This is a genomic window from Streptomyces sp. NBC_01276 (assembly GCF_041435355.1).
Taxonomy (GTDB): Bacteria; Actinomycetota; Actinomycetes; order Streptomycetales; family Streptomycetaceae; genus Streptomyces.
This window is the reverse complement of sequence record NZ_CP108444.1, coordinates 370,464-389,423: the sequence shown is the minus strand read 5'-3', so window position 1 is coordinate 389,423 and position 18,960 is coordinate 370,464. Positions and strand designations below refer to the sequence as shown.

General features: G+C 75.0%; 1 protein-coding gene and 1 pseudogene. Both read left to right on the top strand.

Annotated elements, in window-relative coordinates:
- The first annotated feature begins 8 nt into the window (after positions 1-8).
- Entirely contained in the window at positions 9-13,124 is a 13,116-nt protein-coding gene (locus OG295_RS41140) for a type I polyketide synthase (RefSeq protein ID WP_331733492.1), read from the top strand.
- Between the two features lie 77 nt (positions 13,125-13,201).
- A pseudogene (locus OG295_RS41135) lies at positions 13,202-18,958 on the top strand (SDR family NAD(P)-dependent oxidoreductase); the annotation flags it as partial.
- Positions 18,959-18,960 lie beyond the last annotated feature (2 nt).

Here is an 18,960-nt window from a genome sequence, read left to right as displayed (position 1 = left end):
GAGAACCGATGAACCCCGAGACCGGTGAGCAGCACGTGGGTGACAACGACATAGCCGTCGTGGGACTGGCCTGCCGACTGCCCGGAGCGGCGAATCACGAAGAATTCTGGGAGCTCCTTCGGAACGGCCGGAATTCCGTTTCCCGGCAGGACGACGGAACCTGGCGCGCCGCCCTGGAGGACCATGGCGCATTCGACGCCGAATTCTTCGGGATGACGGCCGCCCAGGCCGCCGCCACCGACCCCCAGCAGCGCCTGGTCCTGGAACTCGGCTGGGAGGCCCTCGAACACGCCGGTATCGTCCCCGGCCGGCTCCGCGGCACCCGCACCGGCGTGTACGTCGGCATCGCCTCCGACGACTACGCCACCCTCGCCGCGCGCCGCACCGGCGACGCGGGCGGTTACAGCGCCGCGGGCCGCCAGCGCGCCATGGCCGCCAACCGGCTCTCCTACCTCCTCGGACTGCGCGGCCCCAGCATGGCCGTGGACACCGCCCAGTCCTCCTCCCTCGTCGCCGTCCACCTCGCATGCGAGAGCCTGCGGCGCGGTGAGAGCGACCTCGCCGTCGTCGGCGGGGTCAACCTGATCCTGGCCGACGACAGCACCACCGTCATGGACCTGATGGGGGCCCTCTCCCCCGACGGCCGCTGCCACACCTTCGACGCCCGTGCCAACGGCTACGTCCGCGGTGAGGGCGGCGTCGCCGTCGTGCTCAAGCCCCTGCACCGGGCCCTCGCCGACGGCGACCGCGTGCACTGCGTCGTCAAGGGAGGTGCCGTCAACAACGACGGCGGTGGCCCGAGCCTGACCACTCCCGACCGGGCCGCCCAGGAAGCGGTGCTCCGCGAGGCCTACGACCGGGCGGGCGTACGGCCCGGACGGGTCCGCTTCGTCGAACTCCACGGCACCGGAACCCGCGCGGGCGACCCCGTCGAGGCCGCGGCGCTCGGCGCCGTCCTCGGCACGGCCCGCGCCGCCACGGGCGCCGACACCCCGCTGGCCGTCGGCTCGGCGAAGACGAACGTCGGCCACCTCGAAGGTGCCGCCGGCCTCGTCGGCTTCCTCAAGGCAGTCCTCACCGTCCGCGAAGGGGAGATCCCGGCCACCCTGAACCACGAGACGCCCCACCCCGACATCCCGCTGGACGCGTTGAACCTGCGCGTCCCGACCGCCCCGGAGCCGTGGACCGAGCCGTTCGGGCAGCGACGGCTGGCGGGCGTGTCGTCCTTCGGCATGGGCGGCACCAACGCCCACCTCGTCCTCGAAGAGGCCCCGGCTGAGGTTGCTGCTGAGGCCCCGGCTGGGGTCCCGGCTGAGGACGCGGCCGAGGACGCGGCCGAGGACCGACGGGCCGCGCTGCCCGTCGTGCCCGTCGTCGTCTCCGGCCGGACCGCCGAAGGCCTCCGCGACCAGGCCGCCCAGCTCAGCGCCCGTGTCGAACACGGCCCGGAGCTCGACCTCCTCGACGTCGCCTGGACCCTCGCCGACGCCCGTACCGTCTTCGGCCACCGTGCCGTCGTCCTGGCCGGCGACCGCGACGAACTGCTCACCCGCCTGGAGCGCTCCGCCGTACACGGTGTGGCGGGGTCGTTCGGTCGTCGGGTGTTGGTGTTTCCGGGTCAGGGGACGCAGTGGGTGGGGATGGGTGCGGAGCTGCTCGACTCTTCCCCGGTGTTCGCGGGGCGGTTGCGGGAGTGTGCTGATGCTCTGGCGCCGTTCGTGGATTTCGATGTGGTGGAGGTGTTGCGGGAGGGGCGTTCGCTGGAGCGGGTGGATGTGGTCCAGCCCGTGACGTGGGCGGTGATGGTTTCGCTCGCCGAGGTGTGGCGTTCGCTGGGTGTGGTGCCGGATGCGGTGGTCGGGCATTCGCAGGGTGAGATCGCCGCTGCTGTCGTGTCGGGGGCGTTGTCCCTTGCGGATGCGGCGCGGGTGGTTGCGTTGCGGGCTCAGGTGATCGGGCGTGAGTTGGCGGGTCTGGGGGGTATGGCGTCGATTCCGTTGCCGCTGGAAGCGGTTGAGGCGCGGCTTGGGGTGTGGGCGGGCCGGCTGGGTGTGGCTGCGGTGAACGGGCCGTCGAGCACGGTTGTCGCCGGGGATGCGGATGCGGTGGCTGTGTTCGTCGCGGAGGCGGTGGAGGAGGGGATCCGGGCCCGTCAGGTGCCCGTCGATTACGCCTCGCACTCTGCGCATGTGGAGCGGATCGAGGCCGAGCTGCTGGACGTTCTCGGCCCGATTGTGCCGCGTAGGGCGGAGATCCCGTTCTACTCGACCGTGACCGGCGGCCTCCTGACGGAGACCGTGCTCGATGCCGGGTACTGGTATCGCAACCTGCGTCACCCCGTCCGTTTCGAGGAGACCGTCAAGGTCCTCCTGGAAGACGGCTTCGCCACCTTCGTCGAGTCCAGCGCGCACCCCGTCCTCACCATCGGGATCCAGGAGGCGGCCGACGCCGCCGGTGTCGACGTCCTGGCGACCGGTTCCCTGCGCCGTGACGAAGGCGGCCTGGAACGCTTCCTGACGTGTGCCGCCGAGCTCTTCGTGCGCGGCACCGACATCGACTGGGCCCGGCTCTTCGAGGGCACCGGTGCTCGCCGCGTCGACCTGCCCACGTACGCCTTCCAGCGCACCCACCACTGGCTGGGCTCCGAAGCGGCCGACGGCCCGGCGCGGTCCTCGGCCGACACGGCCACCGAGACCCTGCTCAGCCGCGAACTGCGGGGCCGCTCCGAGAACGAGCAGCTCGACCACGTACTGGACCTGGTACGTGTCCACGCGGCCACGGTCCTCGGCCACATCTCCGCCGCGGCGATCGCGGCCGAGAAGACCTTCAAGGAGCAGGGGTTCGAGTCGATCAACGGCATCGAGCTGCGCAACCGGCTGCGCGCCGCGACCGGCCTGCGCCTCCCCACGACCCTCATCTACGACGCCCCCACCCCGCTCGCCGTCGCTCGCCTGATCCGGGACGCGGCCGTAGAGACGCTCCGGGAGCACGCCCCCTCGGCATCCGCCGCGGAGCCGCCCCGGCAAGCCCCCGTCGAACCCCTTTCGGCCGACGAGCCGATCGCGATCGTGGGGATGGCGTGCCGTTTTCCGGGTGGGGTGAGTTCTCCGGAGGGGTTGTGGGATCTGGTGTCCTCGGGTGTGGACGCGGTGTCCGGTTTCCCGGTGGACCGTGGGTGGGACGTGGAGGGGCTGTTTGATCCGGAGCCTGGTGTTCCTGGTCGTTCGTATGTGCGGGAGGGGGGTTTCCTGCATGAGGCGGGGGAGTTCGATGCGGACTTCTTCGGTATTTCGCCGCGTGAGGCGGTGGCGATGGATCCGCAGCAGCGGTTGTTGCTGGAGACGTCGTGGGAGGCGTTGGAGCGGGCGGGTGTGCCGGCTTCGTCGTTGCGGGGATCGCGCACGGGCGTCTTCGTCGGCGCCATGTCGCAGGAGTACGGGCCCCGGCTGTACGAACCCGCGCAGGGCTACGAGGGCTACCTCCTGACCGGCAACACGGCCAGCGTCCTGTCCGGCCGCGTCTCGTACGCCCTGGGGCTGGAGGGCCCGGCGGTGACCGTCGACACGGCCTGTTCCTCGTCGTTGGTGGCGCTGCACCTCGCCGTCCAGTCCCTGCGCAGTGGTGAGTGCGATGTCGCCCTCGCGGGCGGCGCCTCCGTCATGGCTGCACCAGGTCTCTTCGTGGAGTTCTCGCAGCAGCGGGGGCTGGCGGTGGACGGCCGGTGCAAGGCGTTCTCGGACGCGGCGGACGGTACGGGCTGGGCCGAGGGTGTGGGGATGCTGCTGGTGGAGCGGCTGTCGGACGCGGTGGCGCGGGGTCATCGGGTGCTGGCGGTGGTGCGTGGTTCGGCGGTGAACCAGGACGGTGCGAGCAATGGTCTGACGGCGCCGAACGGTCCGTCGCAGCAGCGGGTGATCCGGGCGGCGTTGGAGAGTGCGGGGCTCGGGGTTGCTGATGTGGATGTGGTGGAGGCGCACGGTACGGGTACGCGTTTGGGTGATCCGATCGAGGCGCAGGCGTTGCTGGCGACGTACGGTCAGCGTCCGGCTGGTCAGCCTTTGTGGTTGGGGTCGTTGAAGTCGAACATCGGGCATGCGCAGGCGGCTGCGGGTGTGGGTGGTGTCATCAAGATGGTGATGGCGCTGGAGCACGGGCGGCTTCCGAGGACGTTGCATGTGGGTGTGCCGTCTTCCCAGGTGGACTGGGAGGCGGGTGCGGTCGAGCTGCTGGCCGAGGAGCGTGTGTGGCCTGAGGTGGGTCGGGTGCGGCGTGCGGGGGTGTCGTCCTTCGGTGTGAGCGGGACGAACGCGCACGTGATCCTGGAGCAGGCCCCGGCCCGGGTGGAGGAGGCGGTGGAGGCGGCGCGTGAGCTTCCCGTCGTTCCGCTGGTGCTGACCGCCCGCTCCGAAACCGCCCTCCAGGCCCAGGCCGAACGCCTGCGCAGTCATGTCGAGGGCGAAGGGGCGCGGCTGCGTGCACTTGACCTCGGATACGCGCTGGCCACGGGCCGTTCGATGCTGGAACACCGGCAGGTGGCTGTTGGTCCGGTCACGGTCGAGGGTGTGGCGGGGCCGTTCGGTCGTCGGGTGTTGGTGTTTCCGGGTCAGGGGACGCAGTGGGTGGGGATGGGTGCGGAGCTGCTCGGTTCCTCGCCCGTTTTCGCGGGGCGGTTGCGGGAGTGTGCTGATGCTCTGGCGCCGTTCGTGGATTTCGATGTGGTGGAGGTGTTGCGGGAGGGGCGTTCGCTGGAGCGGGTGGATGTGGTCCAGCCCGTGACGTGGGCGGTGATGGTTTCGCTCGCCGAGGTGTGGCGTTCGCTGGGTGTGGTGCCGGATGCCGTGGTCGGGCATTCGCAGGGTGAGATCGCTGCAGCGGCCGTGTCGGGGGCGTTGTCCCTTGCGGATGCGGCGCGGGTGGTTGCGTTGCGGGCTCAGGTGATCGGCCGTGAGCTGGCCGGTCTGGGCGGCATGGCGTCGATTCCGTTGCCGCTGGAAGCGGTTGAGGCGCGGCTTGGGGTGTGGGCGGGCCGGCTGGGTGTGGCTGCGGTGAACGGGCCGTCGAGCACGGTCGTCGCCGGGGATGCCGACGCGGTGGCCGCGTTCGTCGCGGAGGCGGTGGAGGAGGGGATCCGGGCCCGTCAGGTGCCCGTCGACTACGCCTCGCACTCTGCGCATGTGGAGCGGATCGAGGCGGAGCTGCTGGATGTTCTCGGCCCGATTGTGCCGCGCAGGGCGGAGATCCCGTTCTATTCGACCGTGACCGGCGGCCTCCTGACGGAGACCGTGCTCGATGCCGGGTACTGGTACCGCAACCTGCGCCATCCCGTCCGCTTCGAGGACACGGTGCGCAAGCTGATCGCCAAGGGATTCGGGACGTTCGTCGAGTCCAGTGCGCACCCCGTCCTCACCATGGGCGTCCAGGAGACGGCCGAGGCGGTCGGTGCCGAGGTGGTCACCACCGGCTCGCTCCGCCGTGACGAAGGCGGCCTGGAACGCTTCCTGACGTGTGCCGCCGAGCTCTTCGTGCGCGGCACCGACATCGACTGGGCCCGGCTCTTCGAAGGCACCGGCGCCCGCCGCGTCGAGCTGCCCACCTACGCCTTCCAGCGCACCCACCACTGGCTGCCCGCACCCCCCGCCCCGGCCCGTCCCGTAGAAGCGTCGGGCGTGGACACCCTGCGGTACCGGACCGGCTGGCAGAGCCTGCGCGGTGGTGGTACGCCCGTACGCCTCGACGGGACCTGGCTGCTGCTGGTCCCCTCGGACGACGCCCCGGCGGCCGGACTCGCCGACGGGGCGGAGGCGGCCCTCGTACGGCACGGCGCCCGCGTCGAACGGGTCACCGTCGACGCCGCCGGCGCCACCCGCGCCGGGCTGGCCGCCGCCCTGGCCGGGCACACCGCCCCGGCCGGGATCCTCTCCCTGCTCTCCCTCGTGCCGGGTCCCGATGCCCTGCGCGCGACGCTGAGCCTCGTCCAGGCCGCCGGGGACGCCGAGCGGAGCCCGGTCGTCACCCGGGTCTGGGCGCTGACCAGCGAGGCCGTCGCCGCCGCGCCCCGGGAGCTGCCGACCGACATCGGAGCCCAGGTGTGGGCCTTCGCCCGGGTGGCCGCCCTCGAACTGCCCGCGCTGTGGGGCGGCGTCGTCGACCTGCCCGCCGAGCCCGACGCGCGTGCCTTCGACCGCGTCGCCGCCGCCCTCGCCCAGGGCGGGCACCCCGGCGCCGAGGACCAGATCGCCGTCCGTGCCTCCGGCTCCTACGGGCGCCGGGTCAGCCGGGCCGTCCTGCCCGCCGGGACGGCCGACGGCACCCGCTGGCGTGCCCGCGGCACGGTCCTGGTGACCGGGGGGACCGGCGCGCTCGGGGCGCACGTCGCGCGCTGGCTCGCCGCGCAGGGCGCCGGGCATCTCGTCCTGACCAGCCGCCGGGGCGCCGGGGCCCCGGGCGCCGAGGACCTGGCCGCCGAACTGCGCGCCCTCGGCGCCGAGGTGACCCTCGCCGCCTGCGACGTCTCCGACCGGAGCGCGCTCGCCGCCCTCCTCGACGCCCACCCCCCGACGGCCGTCTTCCACACCGCCGGCGTCCTCAACGACGGCGTGATCGCCAGGCTCGACGCCGGCCGGTTCGCCGAGATCGCCGCCCCCAAGGCCGATGCGGCACGTCACCTGGACGAACTCACCCGCTCCCGCGGTCTGGAGCTGGACGCCTTCGTCCTGTTCTCCTCCGTCACCGGTACCTGGGGCAACGGCGGCCAGGCCGCCTACGCCGCCGCCAACGCCTCGCTCGACGTCCTCGCCGAACGGCGCCGCGCCGACGGCCTGCCCGCGACCTCCGTGGCCTGGGGCCTGTGGGGCGGCGGAGGCATGGCCGAGGGAACCGGCGAGGCGAACCTGACCCGCGGCGGCATCAGGGCCATCGACCCGCAGGACGGCGTGGAGGCCCTGCACCGGGCGCTGGACCACGCCGACGTCTGCGTCACCGTCGTCGACGTCGCATGGGCGGACTTCGCCCCCCGCCGGGCGGCCGCCCGCCCCGGCCCCCTCTTCGACACCCTCCCCGAAGCCCGGCAGGCCCTCGAAGCCGAGGGTCGGCGGGCAGGCGGATCCGTCGCCACGGGCCGGGACGACGCGTCCGCCGGCTCACCCGCCGACGTACTGGCCGCGCGGCTCACGGCACTGACGGAAACCGAACGGACCCGGACGCTCACCGAACTGGTCCGTACCGAAGCCGCGGCCGTCCTGCGCCACACCGGCACCGACGCGATCCGCCCCGACCGGGCGTTCAAGGACGCCGGGTTCGACTCGCTCACCGCGCTCGAACTGCGCAACCGGCTGGGCCGGGTCACCGGGCTGACCCTCCCCGCCACCGTGGTGTTCGACCGGCCCAGCCCGGCCGCGCTCGCCGCGTACCTGCGCGGCCGGCTCCTGGGCGACGCGGCCGTGGCCCCGGCCCCCGCCGCCGCTCCGGCCGGTGCCGCGGGCCCCGACCACGACGACCCCGTCGTCATCGTCGGCATGGCCTGCCGGTTCCCCGGCGACGCCGACAGCCCCGAGGCGCTGTGGGACCTCCTCATGGCGGAACGCGACGTGATCGGCGCCGCCCCCGTGGACCGGGGCTGGAACCTCGACGAGATCTACGAGCCGGACCCCGAGGCCGGCCGCCGCGGGACGACGTACGTCCGCGAAGGCGGATTCCTGCACGGGGCCGCCGGGTTCGACGCCGACTTCTTCGGGATCTCGCCCCGCGAGGCCCTCGTCATGGACCCCCAGCAGCGGCTGCTGCTGGAGACCTCCTGGGAAGCCCTCGAACGCGCCGGCATCGATCCGCAGTCGCTGCGCGGCACCCGTACCGGCGTCTACGCGGGCCTCACGCACCAGGAGTACGCCTCCCGCCTGCACGAGGCGTCCGAGGAGCACGAGGGACACCTCCTCACCGGCAAGTCCGCGAGCGTCGTCTCCGGCCGCATCTCCTACGCCCTCGGTCTGGAGGGGCCCTCGGTCTCGGTCGACACGGCCTGTTCCTCATCGCTGGTGGCGCTGCACCTCGCCGCGCAGGCCCTGCGGTCCGGCACCTGCGACCTCGCCCTCGCGGGCGGCGTCACCGTCATGGCCGCACCCGGTCTGTTCGTGGAGTTCTCGCGCCAGCGCGGCCTCGCCGCCGACGGCCGCAGCAAGGCCTTCGCCGACGCCGCGGACGGCACCAGCTGGGGCGAGGGCGCGGGCATGGTCCTCGTCGAACGGCTCTCCGACGCCGTGCGCAACGGGCACCCCGTGCTCGCCGTCATCCGAGGCGACGCGGTCAACCAGGACGGTGCCAGCAACGGCCTCACCGCCCCCAACGGCCCCTCGCAGGAACGCGTCATCACACAGGCGCTGGCCAACGCCCGCCTGGGCATGGCCGACGTGGACGTGGTCGAGGCGCACGGGACGGGCACGCGGCTGGGTGACCCGATCGAGGCGCAGGCGCTGCTGGCCACGTACGGTCAGCGTCCGGCTGGTCAGCCTTTGTGGCTCGGGTCGCTGAAGTCGAACATCGGACACCCGCAGGCCGCGGCCGGTGTGGGCGGCGTCATCAAGATGGTGATGGCCCTGCGGCACGGGAAGCTCCCCAGGACCCTGCACGTGGACGCGCCGTCCTCGCGGGTCGACTGGGAGACGGGTGCCGTCGAGCTGCTCACGCAGGCGCGGGACTGGCCGGAGCGCGACGACCGTCCGCGCCGGGCCGGCGTCTCGGCCTTCGGCGTGAGCGGGACGAACGCGCACGTGATCCTGGAGCAGGCCCCGCTGACGGAGCCCGCCGCGGAAGCGGACTCCCGGGAGCTGCCGGTGGTCCCCGTGGTGGTGACGGGTCGGTCGGCGGCGGGCCTGCGTGACCAGGTGGAACGCCTGCGCACCCACATGGAACGGGAGCCCGCGCCGCGTCCGCTGGACGTCGGCTACACCCTGGCGTCGGCACGCGCGAGGTTCGAACACCGCCGGGTGGTCCTCGGCGGTACGACCGTCGAGGGTGTGGCGGGGTCGTTCGGTCGTCGGGTGTTGGTGTTTCCGGGTCAGGGGACGCAGTGGGTGGGGATGGGTGCGGGGTTGTTGGATTCCTCGCCCGTTTTCGCGGGGCGGTTGCGGGAGTGTGCTGATGCTCTGGCGCCGTTCGTGGATTTCGATGTGGTGGAGGTGTTGCGGGAGGGGCGTTCGCTGGAGCGGGTGGATGTGGTCCAGCCCGTGACGTGGGCGGTGATGGTTTCGCTCGCCGAGGTGTGGCGTTCGCTGGGTGTGGTGCCGGATGCGGTGGTCGGGCATTCGCAGGGTGAGATCGCAGCTGCTGTCGTGTCGGGGGCGTTGTCCCTTGCGGATGCGGCGCGGGTGGTTGCGTTGCGGGCTCAGGTGATCGGGCGTGAGTTGGCGGGTCTGGGGGGTATGGCGTCGATTCCGTTGCCGTTGGAGGTTGTTGAGGCGCGGCTTGGGGTGTGGGCGGGCCGGCTGGGTGTGGCTGCGGTGAACGGGCCGTCGAGCACGGTTGTCGCCGGGGATGCGGATGCGGTGGCCGTGTTCGTCGCGGAGGCGGTGGGGGAGGGGATCCGGGCCCGTCAGGTGCCCGTCGATTACGCCTCGCATTCTGCGCATGTGGAGCGGATCGAGGCGGAGCTGCTGGATGTTCTCGGCCCGATTGTGCCGCGTAGGGCGGAGATCCCGTTCTATTCGACCGTGACCGGCGGCCTCCTGACGGAGACCGTGCTCGATGCCGGGTACTGGTATCGCAACCTGCGTCACCCCGTCCGTTTCGAGGAGACCGTCAAGGTCCTCCTGGAAGACGGCTTCGCCACCTTCGTCGAGTCCAGCGCGCACCCCGTCCTCACCATCGGGATCCAGGAGGCGGCCGACGCCGCCGGTGTCGACGTCCTGGCGACCGGTTCCCTGCGCCGTGACGAAGGCGGCCTGGAACGCTTCCTGACGTGTGCCGCCGAGCTCTTCGTGCGCGGCACCGACATCGACTGGGCGCAGCTCTTCGAGGGCACCGGTGCCCGCCGCGTCGAGCTGCCCACCTACGCCTTCCAGCACACCCACTACTGGGCCCCCACCTCCCCCGCCGGAGTCGGCGACGCCGCGGCCGCGCGGTTCGGCATGGAGTGGGAGAGCCACCCTCTGCTGGGCGGCGCCCTGCCCCTCGCCGAGACGGGAGAGGTGCTGTTCGCCGGGCGGATCTCGCTCGTCGACCACCCGTGGATCGCCGATCACGCCGTCTCCGGCCGGACCCTGCTGCCCGGCACCGCCTTCGTCGAGCTCGTCCTGCATGCCGCCGCCGCGACGGGCAGCGCCGGGCTGGAGGAACTCGGCCTTGAGGCACCGCTCGTGCTCCCCGGACGCGGAGCCGTCCAGGTCCAGGTACGGGTGGGGGCCGCCGACGGGAGCGGACGCCGTGCGGTGAACCTGCACTCCCGCACCGAGGCCGACGGCGCCCCCTGGACCCGTCACGCCTCCGGAGTCCTCGCCCCCGCCCCGGCCGCGCCGCGGGTCCCGGCACCGGCCGACTGGGCGGGCGCCGGCGGGGCGGCCTGGCCGCCGCCCGGAACCGAACCGGTCGAACCGGACGAGGTCTACGCCCGCTTCGCCGACCTCGGCTACGAGTACGGCGACGTCTTCGCCGGGATCACCGCCGCCTGGCGCCGCCCCGGAGAGGTGTTCGCCGAGATCCGCCTCCCCGCCTCCGCGCGGAGCACCGCCGGGCTCTACGGGGTCCACCCGGCGCTCCTCGACGCGGCGCTCCAGCCGTGGCTCGCGGGCGGACTCCTCGACGTGCCCGACGACGCGGTGCTGCTGCCGTTCGCCTGGCAGGGGGCCACCCTGCACGCGACCGGGGCCGACGCCCTGCGGGTCCGTCTCGCCCGCACGGCGGACGGCGCCGTCTCACTGGAGGCCGTCGACACCGTCGGGGCGCCCGTCCTGACCCTCGACGCCCTTGTCATGCGGCCCGTCCCGCGCGAACGCCTCGCCGCGCTCCTCGGGGCGGCCGACGACGTGCCGCCGCTCTACCGGATCGCCTGGCAGGGCCCCGCGCCCGCCGCGCACCCCGTGCCGGCCGGGACCGGACGGCGCAACCCGGTCCACCGGCTGGCCGTGGTCGGAACCGACGGAACCGGCCTCGGCTCCGGGGCGGCCGGCGTACCCGTCGACGTCCATCCGGACCTGGCCGCGCTGTTCGCCGCCGTCGAGGCGGGTGCCCCCGTGCCCGACGCCGTCGTCGTGTCCTTCCCGGACGCGGACGCGGACCCGGACGCGGACCCGGACACGGACGCGGGGCCGACGCCCGGCCGGGCCCCGGCCCCGGACGCCGTGCACGAGACCACCGCGCGGTGCCTGGCCCTGCTGCGCGAGTGGCTCGGCCAGGACGAACGGCTCGGCGCGGCCCGGTTGGTCGTGCTGACCCGGCGGGCCGTGGCCACCCGGCCCGGGGAGGCGCTGCCCGGACTGCCGGCCGCCGGGCTGTGGGGCCTCGTACGCTCCGCGCAGAGCGAGCACCCCAGCCGCTTCGTCCTCGCCGACACCGACGGAACCCCGGCCTCGGCGGCGGCCCTCGTCGAGGCCCTCGCCACCGGCGCACCGCAGTTCGGTCTCCGCGACGGCGAGCCGCTCACCCCCGTCCTGGCGCGCCGTCCCGAGGACGACGCCCCCGGGACGGCCCCGGCCGGGTTCGACCCGGAAGGGACCGTCCTGGTCACCGGCGGGACCGGCACGCTCGGGCGGCTCCTCGCCCGGCACCTCGTCACCGCCCACGGAGTACGGGGCCTGCTGCTCGTCAGCCGCAGTGGACCCGCCGCCGACGGAGCCGCCGAGCTGGAGCGGGAACTGACCGCGCTGGGAGCACGCGTCGAGATCGCCGCCTGCGACACGGGTCACCGCTCCGAACTGGAAGCACTGCTCTCGCGCGTCCCGGCGGCCCACCCGCTGACCGGCGTCGTGCACGCGGCGGGCGTCCTCGACGACGGGGCGCTCACCGCCCTCGACGCCGGCCGGCTGGCCACCGTACTGCGGCCCAAGGCCGACGCCGCACTGCACCTGCACGAGCTGACCGCCCACCTGCCGCTGTCGGCGTTCGTCCTGTTCTCCGGCGCCGCCGGCCTCCTCGGCCGTCCCGGACAGGCCAACTACGCCGCCGCGAACACCTTCGTCGACGCCCTCGCCCAGCACCGCAGGGCCGCCGGGCTGCCCGCGGTCTCCCTCGCGTGGGGCCTGTGGGGGGAGGCCACCGGGATGACCGGGCACCTCTCCGACACCGACCTGCGGCGCATGAGGCGCTCCGGGCTCGCCCCCATGAGCAACGAACAGGGCCTCGCCCTCTTCGACCGGGCCCTCGCCACCCCCGCCGCGGCCGCCGACGAGGCCCTCCTCGTCCCCCTGCGCCTGGACACGGCGGCCCTGCGCCGCGAGCAGGCCGCGCACGGACCCGACGCGGTGCCCGTCCTGCTCCGCGCCCTGGTCCCCCCGGCGGCGCCCGCGCCCCGCGCCGCCACGACGGCAACCCCCGGGGCCCCGGCGGAGGCCGCGGCGGCCGGTGGGCTCGCCCCGGGCGAGGAGGCGGCACGGGCGCTCGCCCTGCGCCTGTCCGGGCTCGACCCGGCCGCCCGGCACCGGGAACTGCTCACCCTGGTACGGGGCGAGATCGCCGCGGTCCTCGGCTTCGCCGGACCCGGCGCCGTCGAACCGGCCCGGCCGCTGCGCGAGACCGGCTTCGACTCGCTGACCGCCGTCGAGCTCCGCAACCGGCTCACCGCCGCGACCGGACTGCGCCTGTCGCCGACCCTCGTCTTCGACCACCCCACCGCACAGGCCGTCGCCGAACACCTCGGCGGGGAACTGCGCGCCACCGGGAACGGCAGCGCCGCCGCGGGCGAAGCGGCCCTCGCCGGGCTCGCCGCCCTGGAGGCCGCCCTCGCCGCCCTGGAGGCCGACGACATCGCCCACGAGACCGTACACCGCCGGCTCACCCGGCTCGTCGCCTCGGTGGCGGCCGCCGCCGGGCCGCCCACCGCACCGGCCCCCCTCGCGGCGGTCCCCGCCGCAGCCGCCGGGACCGGCCTGGATTCGGCCGACGACGAAGAACTTTTTGCCTTCATCGAGGAGCAGTTGTGACGGAGAGCGCCCCGCACCCCACGGCCGGAAGCGACGACAACTCGGCCAGGATCCGCGACTACCTCAAGCGGGTCACGGCCGAACTCGTCAGCACCCGCGAACAGTTGAGGGCCGTGGAGGAGAGCGCCCGCGAACCCGTCGCGATCGTCTCCATGAGCTGCCGCCTCCCCGGCGGCGTACGCACCCCCGAGGCGCTGTGGCAGCTCCTCGAATCCGGCACCGACGCGATCTCCGGCCTGCCCGCCGACCGCGGCTGGGACCTCGACGCGCTGTACGACCCGGACGGCGCCGCCCCCGGCACCAGCTACGCCCGCGAGGGCGGGTTCCTCCACGACTGCGCCGACTTCGACCCGGAGTTCTTCGGGATCTCGCCCCGCGAGGCCCTCGCGATGGACCCGCAGCAGCGGCTCCTGCTGGAAACCTCCTGGGAGGCGTTCGAACGCGCCGGGCTGCGCCGGGAAGACGTCCGCGACAGCCGTACGGGCGTCTACGCGGGCGTCATGTACGACGACTACGGCGCCCGCGTCCCCCACACCCCGGGCGTGGCCGTCCCCGAGGGCCTGGAGGGCTACCTCGTCAACGGCAGCGCGGGCAGCGTCGCCTCCGGCCGGGTCTCCTACACCTTCGGCCTGCGCGGACCGGCCGTCACCGTGGACACCGCCTGCTCCTCCTCGCTCGTCGCCCTGCACCTGGCCGCGCAGGCCCTGCGGGCCGGGGAGTGCGACCTCGCGCTCGCGGGCGGAGCCACCGTGCTGTCCACGCCGACCATGTTCATCGACTTCTCGCGCCAGCGGGGCCTGGCCGCCGACGGCCGCTGCAAGGCCTTCTCCGACGACGCCGACGGCACCGGCTTCGGCGAGGGCGCCGGCATGCTGCTGCTCCAGCGGCTCTCCGACGCCCGTCGCGACGGGCGCACCGTGCTGGCCGTACTGCGCGGCTCGGCCGTCAACCAGGACGGCGGCGGCGCCGGCCTGACCGCCCCCAACGGCCCGGCCCAGCAGCGCGTCATCCGCGCCGCCCTGCGCCAGGCCGGGCTCACCGCCGACCAGGTCGACGCCGTCGAGGCCCACGGCACCGGAACCAGGCTCGGCGACCCGATCGAGGCCCAGGCCCTCCTCGCCACCTACGGCCGCGCCCGCCCCGCCGGAGAACCGCTGCTCCTCGGCTCCCTCAAGTCCAACATCGGCCACGCGCAGGCCGCCGCCGGTGTCGCGGGCGTGATCAAGACGGTGCTGGCCCTGGGGCACGGGGTCCTGCCCCGGACGCTGCACGCCGACACCCCGTCCAGTCGCGTCGACTGGACCGCCGGAGCCGTCACCCTGCTCACCGAGCGCACCCCCTGGCCACAGCGGGGAGACGGGCCGCGCCGGGCCGGGGTCTCCGCCTTCGGGGCGAGCGGCACCAACGCCCACGTCATCCTGGAGTCCGCCGAGCAGCCGCAGGCCGCCGGGCAGCCCCAGAGCCCGATGGCGGTGGGGCCCAACGCCGCTTCCGCCGGGTCCGACCGGCTCGCCCGGTCCGACCGGTTCGCCGAGCCCGACCGGTCCGCCGAGGACCCCGTGCAGCCACGGCCCCTCGCCTGGGCGCTCTCCGCCCGGACCCCGTCCGCCCTTCGCGACCAGGCCCGCCGCCTCGCCGACCACGTCGCCGCCCGGCCCGCGGACCGTACCGACCCCGCCGCCGTCGCCTCCGCGCTCGCCCACGGCCGCACCGCCTTCGCGCACCGCGCCGTCGTCCTCGGGGACGACCTCGACGCCCTGCTGCACGGCCTCGGCTCCCTCGCCGGGGACGAACACCCCGACACCGGGGCGACCGTCACCGGGGAGGCGGCCGAGGACCGCCGCACCGCGTTCCTCTTCACCGGCCAGGGCAGCCAGCGACCCGGCACCGGCCGCGAACTGTACGCCGCCGAACCGGTGTTCGCCGCCGCCCTCGACGAGGTCTGCGCCGCCTTCGACCCCCACCTGCCGCGCCCGCTGCGCACCGTGATGTTCGCCGGGCCCGGTTCACCCGACGCAGCCCTCCTCGACCGCACCCGGTACACGCAGCCCGCGCTGTTCGCCCTCGAAGCCGCCCTGTACGCGTTCGTCACCTCAAGGGGCCTGCGGCCCGACGTCCTCGCCGGGCACTCCGTCGGCGAACTCACCGCCGCCTACGCGGCCGGGGTGTTCTCGCTGCCCGACGCGGCCCGGCTCGTCGCGGCCCGCGGCCGGCTGATGGACGAACTGCCCGGGGGCGGGGCCATGGCCGCGCTCCAGGCCGGAGAGGAGGAAGTGCGCCCCCTGCTGGCCGGACGGGAGGACCGGATCGACCTCGCCGCCGTCAACGGGCCGGCCGCCGTCGTGGTCGCCGGGGACGAGCCCGACGTGGCGGAGCTGGTCGAGCACTGGAAGAGCCGCGGTCGCGCCGCACGGCTCCTGACCGTCAGTCACGCCTTCCACTCGCCCCACATGGACGGCATGTTGACACAGTTCGAGGCGATCGCTCGCGGCGTCGAATTCCACCCGCCGAGGATTCCTGTCATGTCGAACCTGACCGGACGGCTCGCCACCGGCGACGCCCTGCGCACCGCGGACCACTGGGTCCGCCATGCGCGCCGTCCCGTACGGTTCCTCGACGGGATCCGCGCGCTGCGCGCCGAGGGCATCGACACCTTCGTCGAAATCGGCCCCGACGCCGTCCTCACGGCCATGACGCGCACCGTCCTCGACGACGACGCGGAACAGAGCGCCGGCACCGGATCCGCCACCACGTCCGCCACCACGTCCGGTACCGCCGCCTCCCCGGCCCCGGCCCCTGCCCCGGCCGCCTTCGCCGTGCTGCGCCGCGGCAAGCCCGAGGCCCGCACCTTCGCCCGTGCCATGGCCACCGCGTTCGTCCACGGCCTGCCCGTCGCCCCCGCCCCCGAGCCCGTCCCCGGTACCGGCCTCGCCGCCGAGCTGCCCACGTACGCGTTCCAGCGCACCCGGCACTGGCTCGCGGCCCCCGCGCCCGCGGCCCCGCTCGCCTCCGCCGGAGTCGACACCGCCGGACACCCCCTGCTCGCCGCCCGCGTCGAACTGCCCGACGCGCAGGGCGCCGTGTGGACCGCGACCCTGTCCACCGCCGCCCAGCCCTGGCTCGCCGGGCACACCGTCGCCGGCCGTACCGTCCTCCCCGGCACCGCCCTCCTCGAACTCGCCCTCACGGCGGCCGCCGGCGACGCACTCGCGGAGCTCACCTTCGAGAACCCGCTCGTCCTGCCCGAAGACGCCGCCGTCCGCCTGCGCGTCCACCTCGGCCCCGCCGACGCCGACGCCACCCGGACCGTCCGCGTCGACTCCGCCCCGGCCGGCACCACCGACTGGACCCCGCACGCCACCGGCCGCACCGCGCCTCCCGTCCCCACCGCCCCCGACGCGGCCGCCTTCGACGGCCTCACCGGCAGCTGGCCGCCCGTCGGCGCCGAACCCGTCGCCCTGGACGGCGAGTACGCCCGCTTCGCCGCCGCCGGCATCGGCTACGGCCCCGCCTTCCAGGGACTCCGGGCCGTCTGGCGGCGCGGCGAGGACGTCTTCGCGTACGCCGCCCTGCGCCCGGAGGAGAGCGCCGACGCCACCGCGTACGGACTCCACCCGGCCCTCCTCGACGCCGCCCTGCACGCCGTCACCGCCGCCCGGCCCGACGCCCACGGGCTCGTCCCGTTCTCCTGGACCGGTACCGCCCTGCACACCCGCGGCGCCGACGCCCTGCGCGTCCGGATCTCCCCGGCCGGCCCCGACGCCTACACCGTCAGCGCCACCGACCCCGAAGGCCGGCCCGTCCTCGGCGCCGCGTCCCTCGCGCTGCGCCGGGTCGCCACCGACCGGATCGCCGCCGCGGCCCCCGGCCGCACCCCGCTGCTCCAGCCGGCCTGGACCCCGCTCCCCGCCGGCCCGGCCGGCCCCGCCGCCCCCGCCTGGCACCTGCTCGGTACGGGCACCCCCGCCCTGGCCGACGCCCTGGCCGCCACTGGCGCCTCCGTCCACCACCACCCCGGCGGCGACCTCGCCCGCGCCCTCGACTCCGTACCGGCCGGGGCGGCCCACGTCCTCGCCGACCTGCGGGCCGACCCGCGCGGCGCCGACGGACCGCAGGCCGTGGGCCGTGCCGTGCTCGCCCTCGCCCAGCGCTGGCTCGCCGACGAACGGCCCGAAGGGGCCCGGCTCACCGTCCTCACCCACGGCGCCACCGACGCCGGCCCCGCGGGGTCCGTCACCGACCCCGCCGCCGCCGTAGCCTGGGGCCTGCTGCGCTCCGCGCAGACCGAACACCCCGGCCGGTTCGCCCTCGCAGACACCGACGAGGAGCCGGCCTCCTACGCCGCACTCCCCGCCGCCCTCACCCGTACCGACCACCCCGGACAGCTCGCCGTCCGCTCCGGGACCGCCCACACCCCCGGCGTCGAACGCAACCGGGACGCCCGGCGCGAGCGGCCCTGGAACCCGGCCGGCACCGTCCTGATCACCGGCGGCACCGGTGGCCTCGGCTCCGCCGTGGCCCGCCACCTCGTCACCCGCCACGGCGTACGGCACCTGCTGCTGACCGGCCGCCGAGGCCCCGACGCCCCCGGCGCCGAAGCACTCGCCGCCGAACTGCGCGCCCTCGGCGCCGAGGTGACCCTCGCCGCCTGCGACGCCGCCGACCGCACCGCGCTGGCCGCACTCCTCGACGCCGTGCCGCCCGCACACCCCCTCACCGCGGTGGTGCACACCGCGGGCGTCCTCGACGACGGCCTCCTCACCGCCCAGGACCCGGAGCGCCTCGCCGCCGTCCTGCGGCCCAAGGCCGACGCCGTCCACGCCCTCCACGAGCTCACCGCCCACCTGCCGCTCGACGCCTTCGTGCTCTTCTCCTCCGCCGCCGGCCTGCTCGGCAGCGCCGGACAGTCCACCTACGCCGCCGCCAACGCCCACCTCGACGCCTTCGCCGCCTGGCGCCACGCCCAAGGACTGCCCGCCGTCTCCCTCGCCTGGGGCCCCTGGGCCGGCGACGGCATGGCCGGCGCCCTCGACGGCGCCGACGCCGCCCGGCTGCGCCGCACCGGCCTCGTCGCGCTCCCGCAGGCCGAGGCCCTCGACCTCTTCGACGCGGCCCGTGCCACCGGCCGCCCCGTCCTGCTGCCGCTGCGCCTCGACCGGACCGCCGCCCGGGAGGCCGGGGACGCGCTTCCGCCCGTCCTCGGCTCCCTGCTCGGCCCGGACGGGCGACCTGCCGCCGCGCCCCGGCCCGACGCCCCCGGCCCCCGGCGGGAGACCCTCGCCGACCGGATCGCGGGCCTGTCCCGCGCCGAACGCCCGGCACTGCTCCTGGACCTCGTACGCACCGAGGTCGCGCGCGTCCTCGGATTCGCCGGCCCGTCCGACGTCGGCGCGCACCGCAGCTTCCGGGAAGCCGGCTTCGACTCGCTCACCGCCGTCGAACTGCGCAACCGGCTCAGTGCCGAGACCGGCCTGCGCCTGACACCGACCCTCGTCTTCGACCACCCGACGCCCCGGGCCCTCGCCGAACACCTCGACGCGGAACTGCCCGGCGCCGAAGCCTCCGTGCTCGCCCTGATCGGGCAGCTCGGCGCGGCGACCGCACGGGCCGACCTCGACCAGGACGCCCGCCGAACGGTCGCCGACCACCTGAACGCGCTGCTCGCCGAACTCGGCACCACGGTCACCGCCACGGAAACCGCCACCGCCACCACCGCGCCGGCCACCGCCGGGGCCCCGGCGGACCCGGGCCGCGGCCAGGTCACCGAACTGCTCCACTCCGCATCCGACGACGAACTGTTCCAGCTGCTCGACAGCGGCTTCCGCTCCATCTGAAG